The sequence below is a fragment of the Arthrobacter sp. PAMC25564 genome, assembly GCF_004798705.1.
Classification (GTDB): Bacteria; Actinomycetota; Actinomycetes; order Actinomycetales; family Micrococcaceae; genus Arthrobacter.
The window spans coordinates 3,970,095-3,982,521 of the sequence record NZ_CP039290.1 but is presented as its reverse complement, the minus strand read 5'-3'; the positions used below and the strand labels follow the sequence as shown (position 1 = coordinate 3,982,521).

Here is a 12,427-nt window from a genome sequence, read left to right as displayed (position 1 = left end):
CTGGCCGCTATCGCGCCGGTATTGTCTGGATTGTCTGGCTCACGGTCGGAGCAGGGCCGGGTGTTGGCGGGGCAGCAGGTCGATAACTGGCCGCGAAGTTCATCAGCAAGGATGCGCCGACGAACAGCAAGGCCAACTGAACCAGCGCTCTCAGGCAACTTGGCCGCCTGGATTGCCGTCGAGGCTGGCGCAGCGGCGTACCCAGGTTGGCTTCGGCCCGGGGCCGGGGCCGCCACTGCTGCAAGGCGGCTGCCGGGGCATCTGCGCCCGCGAACTCCGCCGTCGTGAGGAGCGGAGGACTTGCCGGTCCCGTGAGTTGCTCGTTCAGGTGGGCGTGAATGACCTGGACTTCGGTAGCGTCCAGAACATGCGGGAGGTGGGCGGCTGCCGGGCAGAGTGCGTCCAACCCCAGTATTCTGACGCCACTTTCCGTGGTCTCGTCGACGGCGGGCTGCGCCACCAGGCAGATCCAGCCCTGGGTAAGACGACGGTGCTGTGGTTCCAGGAGCGCCGCTACGGCGGCGCTCTGTTGTGAGGCCCCGAGCACTTCCCTGTCTCTCCGGTAGCCGTTCTGGCGGAGCCTTCCGTCGCTGATTTGTACGTTGCCGCTCCAGTTCTTGGCGTCGACGACGATGATCCCGCCGGGCCCAACAAGGATGTGGTCAAGGTTGGCCTTCGGCCTGCCCGGCCAGTGAACGTCATGAAGATCCAGCCAGCCGCTTGCGGCCAGTTCACTCATCTTCGCCGCTACCGTCGCCTCCCCGGCCGCGCCCGCAGACCATGCCTGTGAGTGCCGTTCAGCCTGTTCCAGCTCCCGTCGGAGCCGGGCTACGCGTTCCGCGGCAAGTCGCGACTGCTCGGCAGCCCTGTCTCCAGCAGCCATGTCGTCCCCCAATATTGATGGCGTGCACGGTTGCCCCGGGTGGAGGCAAACGTTTCGCTGTCACCCTATTTCAGACGGCGGTAACTTTCCCAGTCGCAAGCTCTGGATTACAAGGGCAGGACCATCCGCCTACAGCGCAGGGATCGGGAAGAAGAGCCGCGGATCCTGCAGCAGCGCCGGGTAATCGAAGTCCGAGCGGTCCAGGACCTCGTCCACCTTGAAATTGCGTGCGAAGCGGCCTTCCACGGTGATCGGCCGGCCCAGGACCTTGCCGACGGCGAAGGAAGCGCCGCCGTGGAGCGGGATGGCCACCACGGAGTTGCCGGGCAGGTTGGTGAAGGCTTCTTCCTGCTGCTGGCGTTTCCGGGTGGGCTTCTTGACGAGCTGCTTGGGCGGAAGCTTGCGCACCTTGGCCGGGCGCCGGGCACCCGAGTCGGCATAGACGAACTGGTATTCCTCGTCCGCGGCAGCCGCCTTCGCGCGGCCCACCGGCGGCAGGCTGACGGTGTCCAGCTGCTCGGGATCGATGTCCCCGACCGGCAGGCGGAGCACCCACATGCGGTCCCCGGCAGGATCCTCCGGCAGCAGCAGATGCTTGGGCTCGGGCCAGAAGTACTCCAGATCCGGTTCCGTGCCCGGGAACAGCGGCGTGTAGAACCTCGGATCCTTGGCGATCAGCTTGGAACGGTGGCTGAGATGCAGCGCGGGATCGCCCAGCCACGGCGGCATCGGGATCTTGGCGGCATAATCGGGGTGCGCGGCCTGGGGCGCGAATTCCATGATCTTGCCGCGGGTGCTGTCCTCGCCGCCGCGGGCCGTCCATTCGTCCACCATCGACAGGCCATACAGGGTCAACGCAGGAACGTAGCCCATCCACATCTGCACGGCAGGGTGGGACTGCCAGCCGTACTCGGGGATCACCAGCGCACGCAGGATCTGCAGCGCTTCAACACGCTGCTTGCCGAGCCGCACGCGGTCCAGGACTGCGGCACTCTGCTGGAAATCGGGGAAGGGGAGGTAGGTCTGCATCTCTCCAGTTTGAGGCCCCGAGCCCAATGCGCCAATTACAGCGGGGATCGGGTGAGCGCATTCACATTTGTTCGCAGAGCAGGCCCCTCCGCAGGATGGCGGGTAGAATATCACTAACCACCCCCAGCGCTGCGGAAGACACACCATGACAATTAGCCCCGAGGCGCCGTTTGCGCCCAAGTACGGACAAATGCTCAGCCCTGAAGCAAAGGGCATTGTAGTGCTGGAAGAATTCACCCTTGACCCCGCCGCGGCCCTCAAGGAACAGCACGGCTTCCGGACCGCCATGGCCTCCGTGGCCCTGACCATGCGGCGCCTGATGGCATTGCGGATCTTCATCGCAATCGTTGCGATCGCCAACCTTCCGCTGTTCCTGCTCTCCAGCGGCTGGCAGATCTACGTCGTCTCGCTCGCGCTCGTGGTGGGGGTCCACGCGGGGGTGTCCTGGCTGAACCGGCACGAACCGAAGCTGCGGCAGCGCCACATGCTGGCACTGCATCTGCACCGTGAGAGCAGCGACAACTACCGCAAAGTCCGCGACGCCGTGAAGTACGTCATCGACGCTCCCCCCAGGATGAATGAAAAGCTCTACCTCGAGCTGCTCGCCGCCAAGCGCGTGGCGCTGAACCTTGCCATGGGCACCGTGGCCCTCCTGGACACGAGCGACGACGCCGCCTGGAAAGTCCGGATAGTCCGCGAACTGCCCCAGGCCGCCTGAGCCTGCGTCACAGAATTAGGACTCATTCACCGAACAGTCCTCAGCCGCGGAGCACTGCCGCGAGATACGGCGCCGTCCGGCTCTGCGTGGAACGCGCGACGGCGGCGGGTGTCCCGGCGGCGATGATCCGGCCGCCGGCGTCGCCCCCGGCCGGCCCAAGATCGATCACCCAGTCCGCGGCAGCGACCACGTCCATCTCGTGCTCCACCACAACCACGGTGTTGCCCGCATCCACGAGGCGGTGGAGCTGCGCCATCAGGAGTTCGACGTCGGCCGGATGCAGGCCCGTGGTGGGCTCGTCCAGCAGATAGAGACTGTGGCCGCGCTGGGCGCGCTGCAGCTCGGTGGCCAGCTTGATGCGCTGCGCCTCGCCGCCGGAAAGCTCAGTGGCGGGCTGGCCGAGCCGGAGATAACCCAGGCCCACCTCGCGCAGCGTCTGCAGGCTGCGCGCTGCCGCCGGCACACCCTCAAGGAAATCCGCGGCAGCGTTGACGGTCATGGCCAGGACTTCCGCCACGTTCTTGCCGCGGTAGCTCACCTCAAGGGTTTCCGGGTTGTAGCGCGAGCCGTGGCATTCGGGGCACGGGCCGTAGCTGCCGGGCAGGAACAGCAGTTCCACAGCCACAAATCCCTCACCCTGGCAGGTCTCGCAGCGTCCGCCGGCGACGTTGAAGGAGAAGCGTCCGGCGCCGAAGCCCCGGGACTTGGCCGCGTCGGTGGCAGCGAATTCCCTGCGGACCGCGTCGAACAGCCCCGTGTAGGTGGCGAGGTTGGAGCGCGGGGTGCGCCCGATCGGCTTCTGGTCCACCGTCACCAACCGGTCCACCTGGTCCAGGCCGGAAACCGGGCCGACGCTCAACGGGCCGCTGAGCCCACCGGCGTCGGCCTCGTCCTGCGACGCATTATCCGCCGGCGTTCCGGCCTCCGGGCGAAGCCGGGTTCCGACCACCTCGGCGAGGACCTGGCTGACCAGCGTCGACTTGCCCGAGCCGGAGACACCGGTGACGGCGGTCAGGACTCCCAGCGGGAAGTTGGCATCAAGCTCACGCAGGTTGTGCCGGCTGATGTCGCGCAGTTCCAGCCAGCCGGCTGCTTCCCGGCGCCGGTCGCCGCCCCGCGCGGAGCCGCGGGCTCCGCCGTCGTACTTCCCGGTGGAACCGTCCGGGAACAGGAACGGCCGCGTGAGGGAAGCTTCCACCCCGGCGAGGCCGGCCACCGGGCCGCTGTAGAGCACCTCGCCGCCGCCTTCACCTGCGCGCGGACCCACATCCACGAGCCAGTCGGCGCGGCGGACGACGTCCATGTTGTGCTCCACCACAAACACGGAGTTGCCGGAGGACTTGAGCTGGTCCAGCACCGCGAGCAGGGGCTCGGCGTCGGCCGGGTGCAGGCCCGCTGAAGGCTCGTCGAGCACGTAGATCACCCCGAACAGTCCCGAGCGGAGCTGTGTGGCGATCCGCAGGCGCTGCATCTCGCCGGGGGAGAGCGTGGGAGTGGCGCGGCCCAAAGCGAGGTAGCCCAGCCCGAGATCCAGGAGCACCGTCACCCGCTGCAGCAGGTCCCGGGTTATGGCAACCGCCACCTCGTTGCCTTCGCCGGAGGAATGGCCGGAGGACTCGCCGGACGGCAGGCGGCGTGAGGCGGTCCCGGCCGACGTGAGCTCGGTGGTGGGGCGGATGATTTCGGCCAGTTCCGTCATGGGGACGGCGTTGAGCCCGGCGATGGTCTTGCCGGCGAAGGTCACGGCGAGGGCCTCCGGCCTCAGGCCGCTGCCGCCGCAGCGCGGGCAGGGCCCGGTTTCCATGAAGCGCAGCACACGGTCGCGCATGGTGGTGCTCTTGGAATCGGCAAGGGTGTGCAGCACGTAGCTCCGCGCGCTCCAGAATCGGCCCTTGTACGGCTTGGCGACCCGGTCCCGTTGGGGCGTCACCTCCACCACGGGCTGTTCCTCGGTGAAGAGGATCCAGTCGCGGTCCGTCCGCGGCAGCGTCCGCCAGGGAGTGTCGACGTCGTAGCCCAGATGGGTGAGGATGTCGCGCAGGTTCTTGCCCTGCCACGCGCCCGGCCACGCGGCGATCGCGCCGTCGCGGATGCTCAGCGAGGTGTCCGGGACCAGCGAGGCTTCGGTGACGGTGTGCGCGATGCCCAGGCCGTGGCATTCCGGGCAGGCGCCGGCGGCGGTGTTGGGGGAGAACGCGTCCGAGTCCAGCGGGTCCGCGCCTGCCGGGTAGCTGCCGGCGCGCGAGAAGAGCATCCGCAGCGAGTTGGACAGCGTGGTGACCGTGCCGACGGTGGAGCGGGCGCTGGGGGTGCCGCGGCGTTGCTGGAGCGCGACGGCGGGCGGCAGCCCGGTGATCTGCTCGACCTTGGGATTGTGCCCCTGCTGGATGAGCCGCCGGGCGTAGGGCGCCACCGACTCGAAGTAGCGGCGCTGGGCTTCGGCATAGATGGTGCCGAAAGCGAGCGAGGACTTGCCCGAGCCGGAAACGCCGGTGAACGCGACGATCGCATCACGGGGCACGTCCACGTCCACGTTCCTCAGGTTGTTTTCCCGGGCGCCGCGCACCCGGACAAATCCGTCCGTGGGGTGGTCGGGGGCCAGCCCGGGGATGGCCGCCGCAGGCAGGTTGGAAGTATGCTGTTCACTTTGCATTGATTCGACTCTAGCCGCGACGGTGCTCCCGGGCATTATCCTTGCCGGATGGAACCTAACGACGCCGGCGCTGACGCCGGCACTGATGCGGCCGTGACCGGCCCTGGCGGCGCCGCAGCCCCTGAGCCTTCCGATGCCCTCGAGGACGTTGCTGGGGTACTGCCGGTCGCGGAGCTGCACCTGCACATCGAGGGGACGCTGGAGCCGGAGCTGATCTTCGCGCTCGCGGAGCGCAACGGGATCACGCTGCCGTACGCCAACCTGGCGGAACTCCGCGCCCGCTACGAATTCACGGATCTGCAGTCCTTCCTGGACCTGTACTACGCCAACATGGCCGTGCTGCAGACCGAGCAGGACTTCGCCGACATGACCCGGGCGTACCTGTCCCGCGCGGCGCTCGCCGGTGTGCGGCATGCCGAGATCATGCTGGATCCGCAGGCCCACCTCTCCCGCGGGATCTCCTTGGAGACGTGCGTCAGCGGAGTGGCCTCGGTGCTGGCACTCTCAGACCAGGAGTTCGGCATCTCCACCTTGCTGATCGCGGCCTTCCTGCGGGACCTGTCCGAGGATTCCGCGCTGGAGGTGCTCGAGCAGTTGCTGGCGATGGATGCACCGATTGCCGGAATCGGGCTGGATTCGGCCGAGGTCGGCAACCCGCCGGCCAAATTCGAGCGGCTCTTCGCCCGGGCCAAGGACGCCGGGCTGCACCGGATCGCGCACGCCGGCGAGGAGGGCCCGCCGTCGTACATCATCGAGGCGCTGGACGTCCTGGGGGCGGAGCGGATCGACCACGGCATCCGGTGCATGGAGGACCCGGAGCTGGTGGAACGGCTCGTCGATGAACTTACGCCCCTGACCGTCTGCCCGCTGTCCAACGTCCGGCTCCGGGCGGTGGACAGCCTGGCGGAGCATCCGCTGCCGGCGATGCTCGCGGCGGGGCTGAACGTGAGCGTGAATTCGGATGATCCGGCGTATTTCGGCGGCTATGTGGATGACAATTTTGCCCAGCTGAAGTCAGTGATTGGGCTGTCGGAGTTCGACTGCGTGCGTATGGCGGCGAACTCGATCCGGTCCTCCTTCGCGAGCGAGGAGCGCAAAACGGAACTGCTGGCCGAGCTGGCGGCGTCGGGGCACTGACGGACAAGCAACGCGGGGTCACTTACGGCCCATCCGGGGGCCCGGGATGGGCCGTAAGTGACCCCGCGTTGCCTTCGGGAAGCCCCTACATGCGGGGACGGACCCCGACGGCGGGCGCCGGCGACGGGTGCCAGGCGTCCCGGTCAAGAAGGATCGTGGCCAGTGCGGCGACGAGGAGTACCCCCAGATAGATCAGCTCGGCACGGCCGGTGTCGGCTCCGGCGAAGCCGAAGGAAGCTACCGTGAAGGTGCCCTGGCTGTCGTGGAAGAGCAGCGTCAGCAGCACGCTGCCGCCGGTGCGGTTGAACAGCCACACGTACAGGAACGTGATGACGAAGGTCGAGGGCAGCCCGATCAGGCTCAGCTGGCCGAATACAACCAGGGGCAGGTGCCAGCCGGAGACCAGGATCCCGAGGACCGCGGCGGCCCGCAGCGGTGTCCTCCCGGCCTGCAGGAGGGGCAAGGCATGGCCACGGAAGCCGGGCTCCTCGCCCAGGGGGCCATCCAGCGGATCAACCAGCCGCATGGCAAAGACTGTCAGGAGCCCGGACCAGGTCACTTCCGCCGTCCCGGACGCGGGGGCGCCCAGGGCAATATTCGCGAAACCCGTCACGAGCGCCATCAGGGGAGGCAAGAGAATCGCGACGGCGTACCAGGCCCAGCCCACCCGCCACCGGATGAGCCGGCGGCCCCACGCCTTGAACCCGTTCCGGCCCCACGCCAGGCCGGTGACGAAGACCGCCGCCACGAGGGGACCGCAGGGCACGAACTCCATCTGCGGCATCAGCCCGAGGGCGTAGAGGGGCCAGGAAGACCACGAGATGGCATAGGCCAGGACAAAGAATGCCGAAAGACGATGGTGCTGCAGCCAGACGGTGAAGCGCAGCATGGCGACTCCCGGGGGGACAGGACGGATATGGCCTATTGTGCGCCCGGGCCCGTCCCTGCGCCAGTGCCCTATAGCCCATCCGGTGTCCGCACGGAAAGCTACTGGCGGGTACCCGAGACTCACCCCTCGCTTCACCCCGTTCAGGCTGTCATAGTGGGTCACGACACACAGAGTTAACCGTTTCCTCTCGCGGAAACGTAGGTATCCTTGGCAAAATGCTGGTGGATCAATTGCTTCTAAAGGAGACCCATGGGCGCGAACACCGCGGAAAACACGACCCTTCGACTGAAAGCCGTGCTGGATGTCCTGGCAGAGGGGGTGTGGTCGGATGAGAAGCTGAACGCCGGAGCGGTGCTGGGCGAGGCAATCGAGCGTGTCCCGCTCAATGAATATGAGCGTGAACTGCTGAGCGGCGGCATCCCCCGAGGACACAAGACGCTCACCACGGCCACCGCCAAGCTGGTCAAGTCCGGCTGGCTGGTCAAGGGCCGTTCCGGGTGGTCCATCACCGATGACGGCCAGCGTGCCACCGTCGCGTTCGCCGAGCCTGCCGCTTTCGCCGTGGCGCTCGACGCCGGTACCCCGGTCCCGGCCGGCACCCCGCTGCCCGCGGCCCCTGCCAAGAAGCCGGCTGCCAAGGCTGTTCAGAAGCCGGCTCAGACGCCGGTGGCCAAGGCTGTCGGAAAGGCCACCAAGCTGGTCGAGGACGCGGTGGCACCCGTTGCGAAGGCCGTCCGCAAGCGTAAGACCGCTGCCGCGGCGCCGGCCAAAGAAGCGCCGGCCAAAGAAACACCGGCCGCATCAGCCGCGGAAGCCGGCACCGAAAGCATCGAACAGCCGGCCGCCGTGGCTGTTGCCGGTGACTTCAACGTCCTGCTGGGCGCGCCCGCCAACTGGGCACCGCAGTACGACGAGTCCCAGATGGAACTGGACCTCGCCGACCAGCTCTGGAAGCTCGCGGCGGATCTCCCGGCCGGATCCTACACTTTCAAGATCGCGCTCAACCGCTCCTGGGATGAGAACTACGGCGCGTTCGGCGTGTTCGACGGACCCAACCACGAACTGCACCACGCCGGCGGCCTGCTGGTCATCCACTACGACCACCGCACGCGCGACATCGTCCTGCCGTAGCCAGCGACACCCAAACCAGCGACACCCATTTTTCCTACCGTCGCGCAAAAGACCCTTCGACACCGGAATTCCGGTGTCGAAGGGTCTTTTGCGCGTCACGGGCGGCTTTGCGCGTCGCGATCCTGCGGCGGATCCCTTGGGCTGGGCAGTCCTAGAACCGCGTCGGGTCCGGCCGTGGTGGGACCGGGCCTGGATCCGGAATCGGTAGCGGACCGGGCATGGGGAACGGGCCGGGCGCCGGCGAGGGACCCGGTTCCGGAATCGGCGCCGGGGGTGGGACCGGTCCAGGCTCCGGCGGGAACGGATCCCCGGGTTGCGGCTCAGGCGTTGTCGGCCCGGGTTCCGGCGGAAACGGCTCGGGTTCGTGTGGCGGTGGAATGGTCATGGCGCACTCCCTCTGCTTGTCGGTCTGATTATCGATCAGTTCCCGTCGACTGGGAAGACCCCGCGGGCCAGCCGCCGCCAGGATGCGCGTTGCCGGGATCCCTAGTTCTGTGCAGCGATCGTCTTGTCGCGGTCCTCGAACACGTCCTCGCCGGGGCCGGAGAAGGCACGGGAGCGCTGCACTGCCTCGATGGAACCGGTGAACAGCTGCGAATCGTGCGGGTCGGCGGGGTGCCGGTGATGCTCGTCCGCGGCGGAGACCCTGGGCGGCTGCCCGGTCCCGGACCGGGCCGGAGCCATGGTCTCGAGCCGCACGTGCGGGAGCGCCGTCGGGTGCTCCTGCTGCAGGAACAGCACGAGCTCTTCACGGATCAGGCAGCGCAGGTCAAACAGCGAGCCGCTGTCCGCCGCGCTGACGACGATCCGGACCCGGACGAAGCCGGCCGTCGCGTCGGTGATCTGCAGGATGCCCACGCGCTTGTCCCACAGCTCCGTTTCGGCCAGCACCTTCTTCAGCTCCGCGCGCATCGCTTCGACCGGGGCACGCCAGTCGAGGTCGAACTCCACCGTGCCCATGACCTCGGATTGGCGCCGCGTCCAGTTCTCGAACGGCGTCGTGGTGAAGTAGGTGGAGGGCAGAATCAGCCGGCGGTCGTCCCAGATGTGGACCACCACATAGGTCAGGGTGATCTCCTCGATCCGGCCCCATTCCTTCTGGACCACGACGACGTCGTCCACCCGGATCGCGTCCGTGAACGCGAGCTGGATGCCGGCGAACACGTTGACCAGGGAGGTCTGTGCCGCGAGGCCGGCCACGATCGAGAGCACGCCGGCGGAGGCGAGCAGCCCGGCGCCGAGGGCCTGGACGGCGGGGAAGGTCAGCATCACGCTGCCCAGCCCCACCACCACGATCAGTGCGACGCCGATCCGGCGCGCCAGGATCACCTGGGTCCGGAGGCGCCGGGCCCGCCGGTTGTCCGCCACGTCCATCCGGTAGCGCATCAGCACGATCGTCTCGATGATCAGCAGCATGGCGACGGCCAGCCACGCCACCGAGGCGATGAGGCCGATCAGGAGGAGGTGGTCCGCGCCGTGGCGCCACTCAAGGCCACCCCCGGTCAGTGCGAGGGCCGTCCGGACGCTGATCAGGCACAGCACAAAACGCAGGGGAAGCCGCGCCACCCGCGAGGTCGCGCGCAGCTCGGTCTGCTTGCGGTTGAGCCGGAGCACAATCCGGCGCACCAGCCAGGACGCGACGAGTCCGAGGGCGACCGCGAGGGCCATGGCCAGGAAGGGCATTGCTGGGGTTAGGAAATCTTGCATCACTTAAGGTCTAGCAAGCTTGGCGGGGGCAACTGAAATCGGGGGCGTGTCAACGTGGGACCGGTCACGCCGGCGTCGTCGGTGCTGCGCCAGGGGCGGCACGCCGCGAACCGGCCCGGAGCGCGGTGCGGATGTTGACCTTCGAGGTGTAGGAGATGGAGCCGTACTGGAAGAGCCGCACAGCGAGGCGGAGCATAACGGCGGCCCCCACGAAGAGGATGGCGATCACGATTGCCGCCTCGAGCAGGTTCAGCGAGCCGAAGCCGTTCCGCAGCAGCGCGGTGACCGGGGCGGAAAAGGGGAAATACGTAAAAATCTGCACGATCACGGCGTGCGGATCCGAGACCACCAGAGAGACAGCGTAGAACGGCACGAAGATCAGCGCCATCATCACGCCCATGAAGCTGCCGGCCTCCTTGGCGGTCGGCATCACCGCGCCGATCGCCACGAGGGTGGTGGTGAAGAGCGCGAACCCGCCGACGAGGATCAGGAAGCCGACGATCATCCGGACCGGGTCGATGATCAGCGGTGGCAGGTCCAGGGCGGAGAGGTTCAGCTCCTTGGGGAAGGACAGGGCGCCGATGGCGAGGGGGGAGATGAACACGAGCATCTGAACGAGCCCGATGGCGAACAGGGCGATCACCTTGCCCGCGATGAGCGTGGTGGGCTTCAGGGTGGTCAGGATCATCTCCGTGACGCGGTTCTCCTTCTCCTCGAGGGTGGAGTTGAGCATCTGCCCGGCCAGCAGCACGATCAGCCCGTAGAAGATGACCAGGAAGATCAGCGGCGGAATGACGGACCCCAGACCCCCCGATTCCTGGCTCCCCTTGTAGGTGACGGTCTCCGTCTGCACCTTGCCGGCGGCGAGGGTGGACAGCCGGGGCGCGCCGATCTTCTGCTCGACGGCGCGGGTCAGCATGGCCTGCGCGACGGCGGCGTACTTGCCGTTCTCGAAGATCCCCTTGTCCGTGCCGTAGACGCGGACCGCCGTGGATTCGGGGTTGGCGGGGAAGTCGAAGTAGGCGTCCACGGCGCCGGACTGGACGGACTGGATCCCGGCGTTGGGGGAGCCGGCCGTGCGGGCGCCGAAGAGGGCCGCGTCGTCTGCCGTGATCAGGCCGGAGGCGTCCGTATAGGAGATGGTGAACTGCGCGCTCTTCTGGGACTGGGCCGCGGTGTCCGTGGTCGAGTTGCTCAGGAAGATCAGCCCGAACACGATTGCCATGATCACGGGGACGGCCAGGGTGCCGATCCAGAACCGCCGCTTGGTGACGGTGCGGATGAACTCGAAGCCGATGACGGTGCCGAGGTTGTGCTGGGCCATGGCTATGCCCTGTCCCGCGCCGGATCGTAGGCCGCCGGGGCGGTGGTGTTCTCGTCCCCATAAACGCGGATGAAGATGTCCTCGAGGGAGATCTTGGTGGTGGTGAAGCTGCGGACGGTCACGCCGCCGTCGATCAGGTCTTTCAGGATGGCGGCCTCGTCGGTGGCGTCGGTGATGGTCAGTTCCGCGTAGTTGGTTTCCTGGAGCATCACCTCGTAGTGGGGTGAGGGCGGGATGGTTCCGCTGTGCTTGACCCGGATGATGCGGCCGCCGTATTTGTTCTGGACCTCGTCGATGGTCCCGTAGGCCTCGGCGGTGCCGTCCTTGAGCAGGATGACCCGGTCGCAAAGCCGTTCCACTTCCTCCATCTGGTGGGTCACCATAACGACGGTGGCACCGCCCTGCTTCTGCTCGGCGATGATGTCCATCAGCAGGCGCCGGTTGACCGGGTCGAAGCCCTTGGTGGGTTCGTCCAGGATGAGCAGTTCGGGCCGGTTCATGATGGTGACGCCCAGTTGGACCTTCTGCTGCTGGCCGCTGGAGAGCTTGTCCAGCAGGAAGGTGGCCTTGTCCGCCAGCGAGACCCGTTCCAGGTACTCGAGGGACCACTGCCGGGCGGCGCGCCGCTCCATGCCTTTGAGCCGGCCGAAGTAGGTCATGATGTCGATGACCTTTTCCTTCTTGTACAGCCCGCGCTCCTCGGGGAGGTAGCCCAGCCGGTCCCCATGCTCGGGTTTGAAGTCGCGCCCGTTGATATGCAGGACCCCGGCGGTGGGCTCGTAGATGCCCAGCAGGGCGCGGATCGTCGTCGTCTTCCCGGAACCGTTGCTGCCCAGGAAACCGAAGGTCTCGCCCGCCTGCACGTCGAAGGAAAGATCCCGTATGACGGTGGTTTCACCAAAGTCCATCCGGAATCCCTTGATGTGGACCCGCGCTTCGCCCATGGCCGGGTCCGT

General features: G+C 67.4%; 10 protein-coding genes. 3 read left to right on the top strand and 7 right to left on the bottom strand.

Annotated elements, in window-relative coordinates; all coding sequences use genetic code 11:
- Positions 1 to 7 precede the first annotated feature (7 nt).
- Positions 8 to 883 (bottom strand): nuclease-related domain-containing protein, encoded by an 876-nt coding sequence (locus tag E5206_RS18330; RefSeq protein ID WP_136323739.1) that lies wholly within the window; start codon positions 881 to 883, stop codon positions 8 to 10.
- A 129-nt stretch (positions 884 to 1,012) separates the two neighbouring features.
- The gene (locus E5206_RS18325; RefSeq protein WP_136323738.1) at positions 1,013 to 1,912 is read right to left on the bottom strand and encodes an MSMEG_6728 family protein; all 900 of its coding nucleotides are present in this window, start codon (positions 1,910 to 1,912) and stop codon (positions 1,013 to 1,015) included.
- A gap of 145 nt (positions 1,913 to 2,057) precedes the next feature.
- Here E5206_RS18325 and E5206_RS18320 point away from each other — a divergent pair, with 145 nt between their 5' ends.
- A complete protein-coding gene (locus tag E5206_RS18320; protein ID WP_136323737.1) occupies positions 2,058 to 2,630 on the top strand; it encodes a hypothetical protein in 573 nt (190 codons plus the stop codon).
- Between the two features lie 40 nt (positions 2,631 to 2,670).
- On the opposite strand, the gene E5206_RS18315 is transcribed toward E5206_RS18320, so the two are convergent.
- Positions 2,671 to 5,283, bottom strand: coding sequence for an excinuclease ABC subunit UvrA (locus tag E5206_RS18315; protein WP_136323736.1), 2,613 nt, complete (start codon positions 5,281 to 5,283; stop codon positions 2,671 to 2,673).
- 48 nt (positions 5,284 to 5,331) lie between these two features.
- Between E5206_RS18315 and E5206_RS18310 the strand changes: the two genes are divergently transcribed.
- Positions 5,332 to 6,420, top strand: a complete 1,089-nt coding sequence (locus E5206_RS18310) for an adenosine deaminase (RefSeq protein WP_240689832.1) — start codon at positions 5,332 to 5,334, stop codon at positions 6,418 to 6,420.
- 85 nt (positions 6,421 to 6,505) lie between these two features.
- Here the strand turns inward: E5206_RS18310 and E5206_RS18305 are convergent, their stop codons facing one another.
- Positions 6,506 to 7,309 carry a CPBP family glutamic-type intramembrane protease gene (locus E5206_RS18305; RefSeq protein WP_136323735.1) on the bottom strand — a complete coding sequence of 268 codons (804 nt, stop codon included), beginning with the start codon at positions 7,307 to 7,309 and terminating at the stop codon, positions 6,506 to 6,508.
- A 249-nt stretch (positions 7,310 to 7,558) separates the two neighbouring features.
- Here E5206_RS18305 and E5206_RS18300 point away from each other — a divergent pair, with 249 nt between their 5' ends.
- A complete protein-coding gene (locus E5206_RS18300; RefSeq protein ID WP_136323734.1) occupies positions 7,559 to 8,440 on the top strand; it encodes a glycosidase in 882 nt (293 codons plus the stop codon).
- A gap of 486 nt (positions 8,441 to 8,926) precedes the next feature.
- On the opposite strand, the gene E5206_RS18295 is transcribed toward E5206_RS18300, so the two are convergent.
- The 3 genes from E5206_RS18295 to E5206_RS18285 form a co-directional block, all read right to left on the bottom strand.
- Positions 8,927 to 10,147: a mechanosensitive ion channel domain-containing protein gene (locus tag E5206_RS18295; RefSeq protein ID WP_240689829.1), complete on the bottom strand. Its 1,221-nt coding sequence runs from the start codon at positions 10,145 to 10,147 to the stop codon at positions 8,927 to 8,929.
- 64 nt (positions 10,148 to 10,211) lie between these two features.
- Positions 10,212 to 11,471, bottom strand: a complete 1,260-nt coding sequence (locus tag E5206_RS18290; protein ID WP_136323733.1) for an ABC transporter permease — start codon at positions 11,469 to 11,471, stop codon at positions 10,212 to 10,214.
- A 2-nt stretch (positions 11,472 to 11,473) separates the two neighbouring features.
- Positions 11,474 to 12,415 (bottom strand): ATP-binding cassette domain-containing protein, encoded by a 942-nt coding sequence (locus E5206_RS18285; protein WP_136323732.1) that lies wholly within the window; start codon positions 12,413 to 12,415, stop codon positions 11,474 to 11,476.
- Positions 12,416 to 12,427: the final 12 nt, after the last annotated feature.

Bases quoted from the DNA above. Each gene is read 5' to 3' on its own strand.
- E5206_RS18330 (WP_136323739.1), bottom strand. From the start codon at position 883: ATGGCTGCTGGAGACAGGGCTGCCGAGCAGTCGCGACTTGCCGCGGAA.
- E5206_RS18295 (WP_240689829.1), bottom strand. From the start codon at position 10,147: ATGCAAGATTTCCTAACCCCAGCAATGCCCTTCCTGGCCATGGCCCTC.
- E5206_RS18315 (WP_136323736.1), bottom strand. From the start codon at position 5,283: ATGCAAAGTGAACAGCATACTTCCAACCTGCCTGCGGCGGCCATCCCC.
- E5206_RS18300 (WP_136323734.1), top strand. From the start codon at position 7,559: ATGGGCGCGAACACCGCGGAAAACACGACCCTTCGACTGAAAGCCGTG.
- E5206_RS18325 (WP_136323738.1), bottom strand. From the start codon at position 1,912: ATGCAGACCTACCTCCCCTTCCCCGATTTCCAGCAGAGTGCCGCAGTC.
- E5206_RS18320 (WP_136323737.1), top strand. From the start codon at position 2,058: ATGACAATTAGCCCCGAGGCGCCGTTTGCGCCCAAGTACGGACAAATG.
- E5206_RS18290 (WP_136323733.1), bottom strand. From the start codon at position 11,471: ATGGCCCAGCACAACCTCGGCACCGTCATCGGCTTCGAGTTCATCCGC.
- E5206_RS18285 (WP_136323732.1), bottom strand. From the start codon at position 12,415: ATGGGCGAAGCGCGGGTCCACATCAAGGGATTCCGGATGGACTTTGGT.
- E5206_RS18310 (WP_240689832.1), top strand. From the start codon at position 5,332: ATGGAACCTAACGACGCCGGCGCTGACGCCGGCACTGATGCGGCCGTG.
- E5206_RS18305 (WP_136323735.1), bottom strand. From the start codon at position 7,309: ATGCTGCGCTTCACCGTCTGGCTGCAGCACCATCGTCTTTCGGCATTC.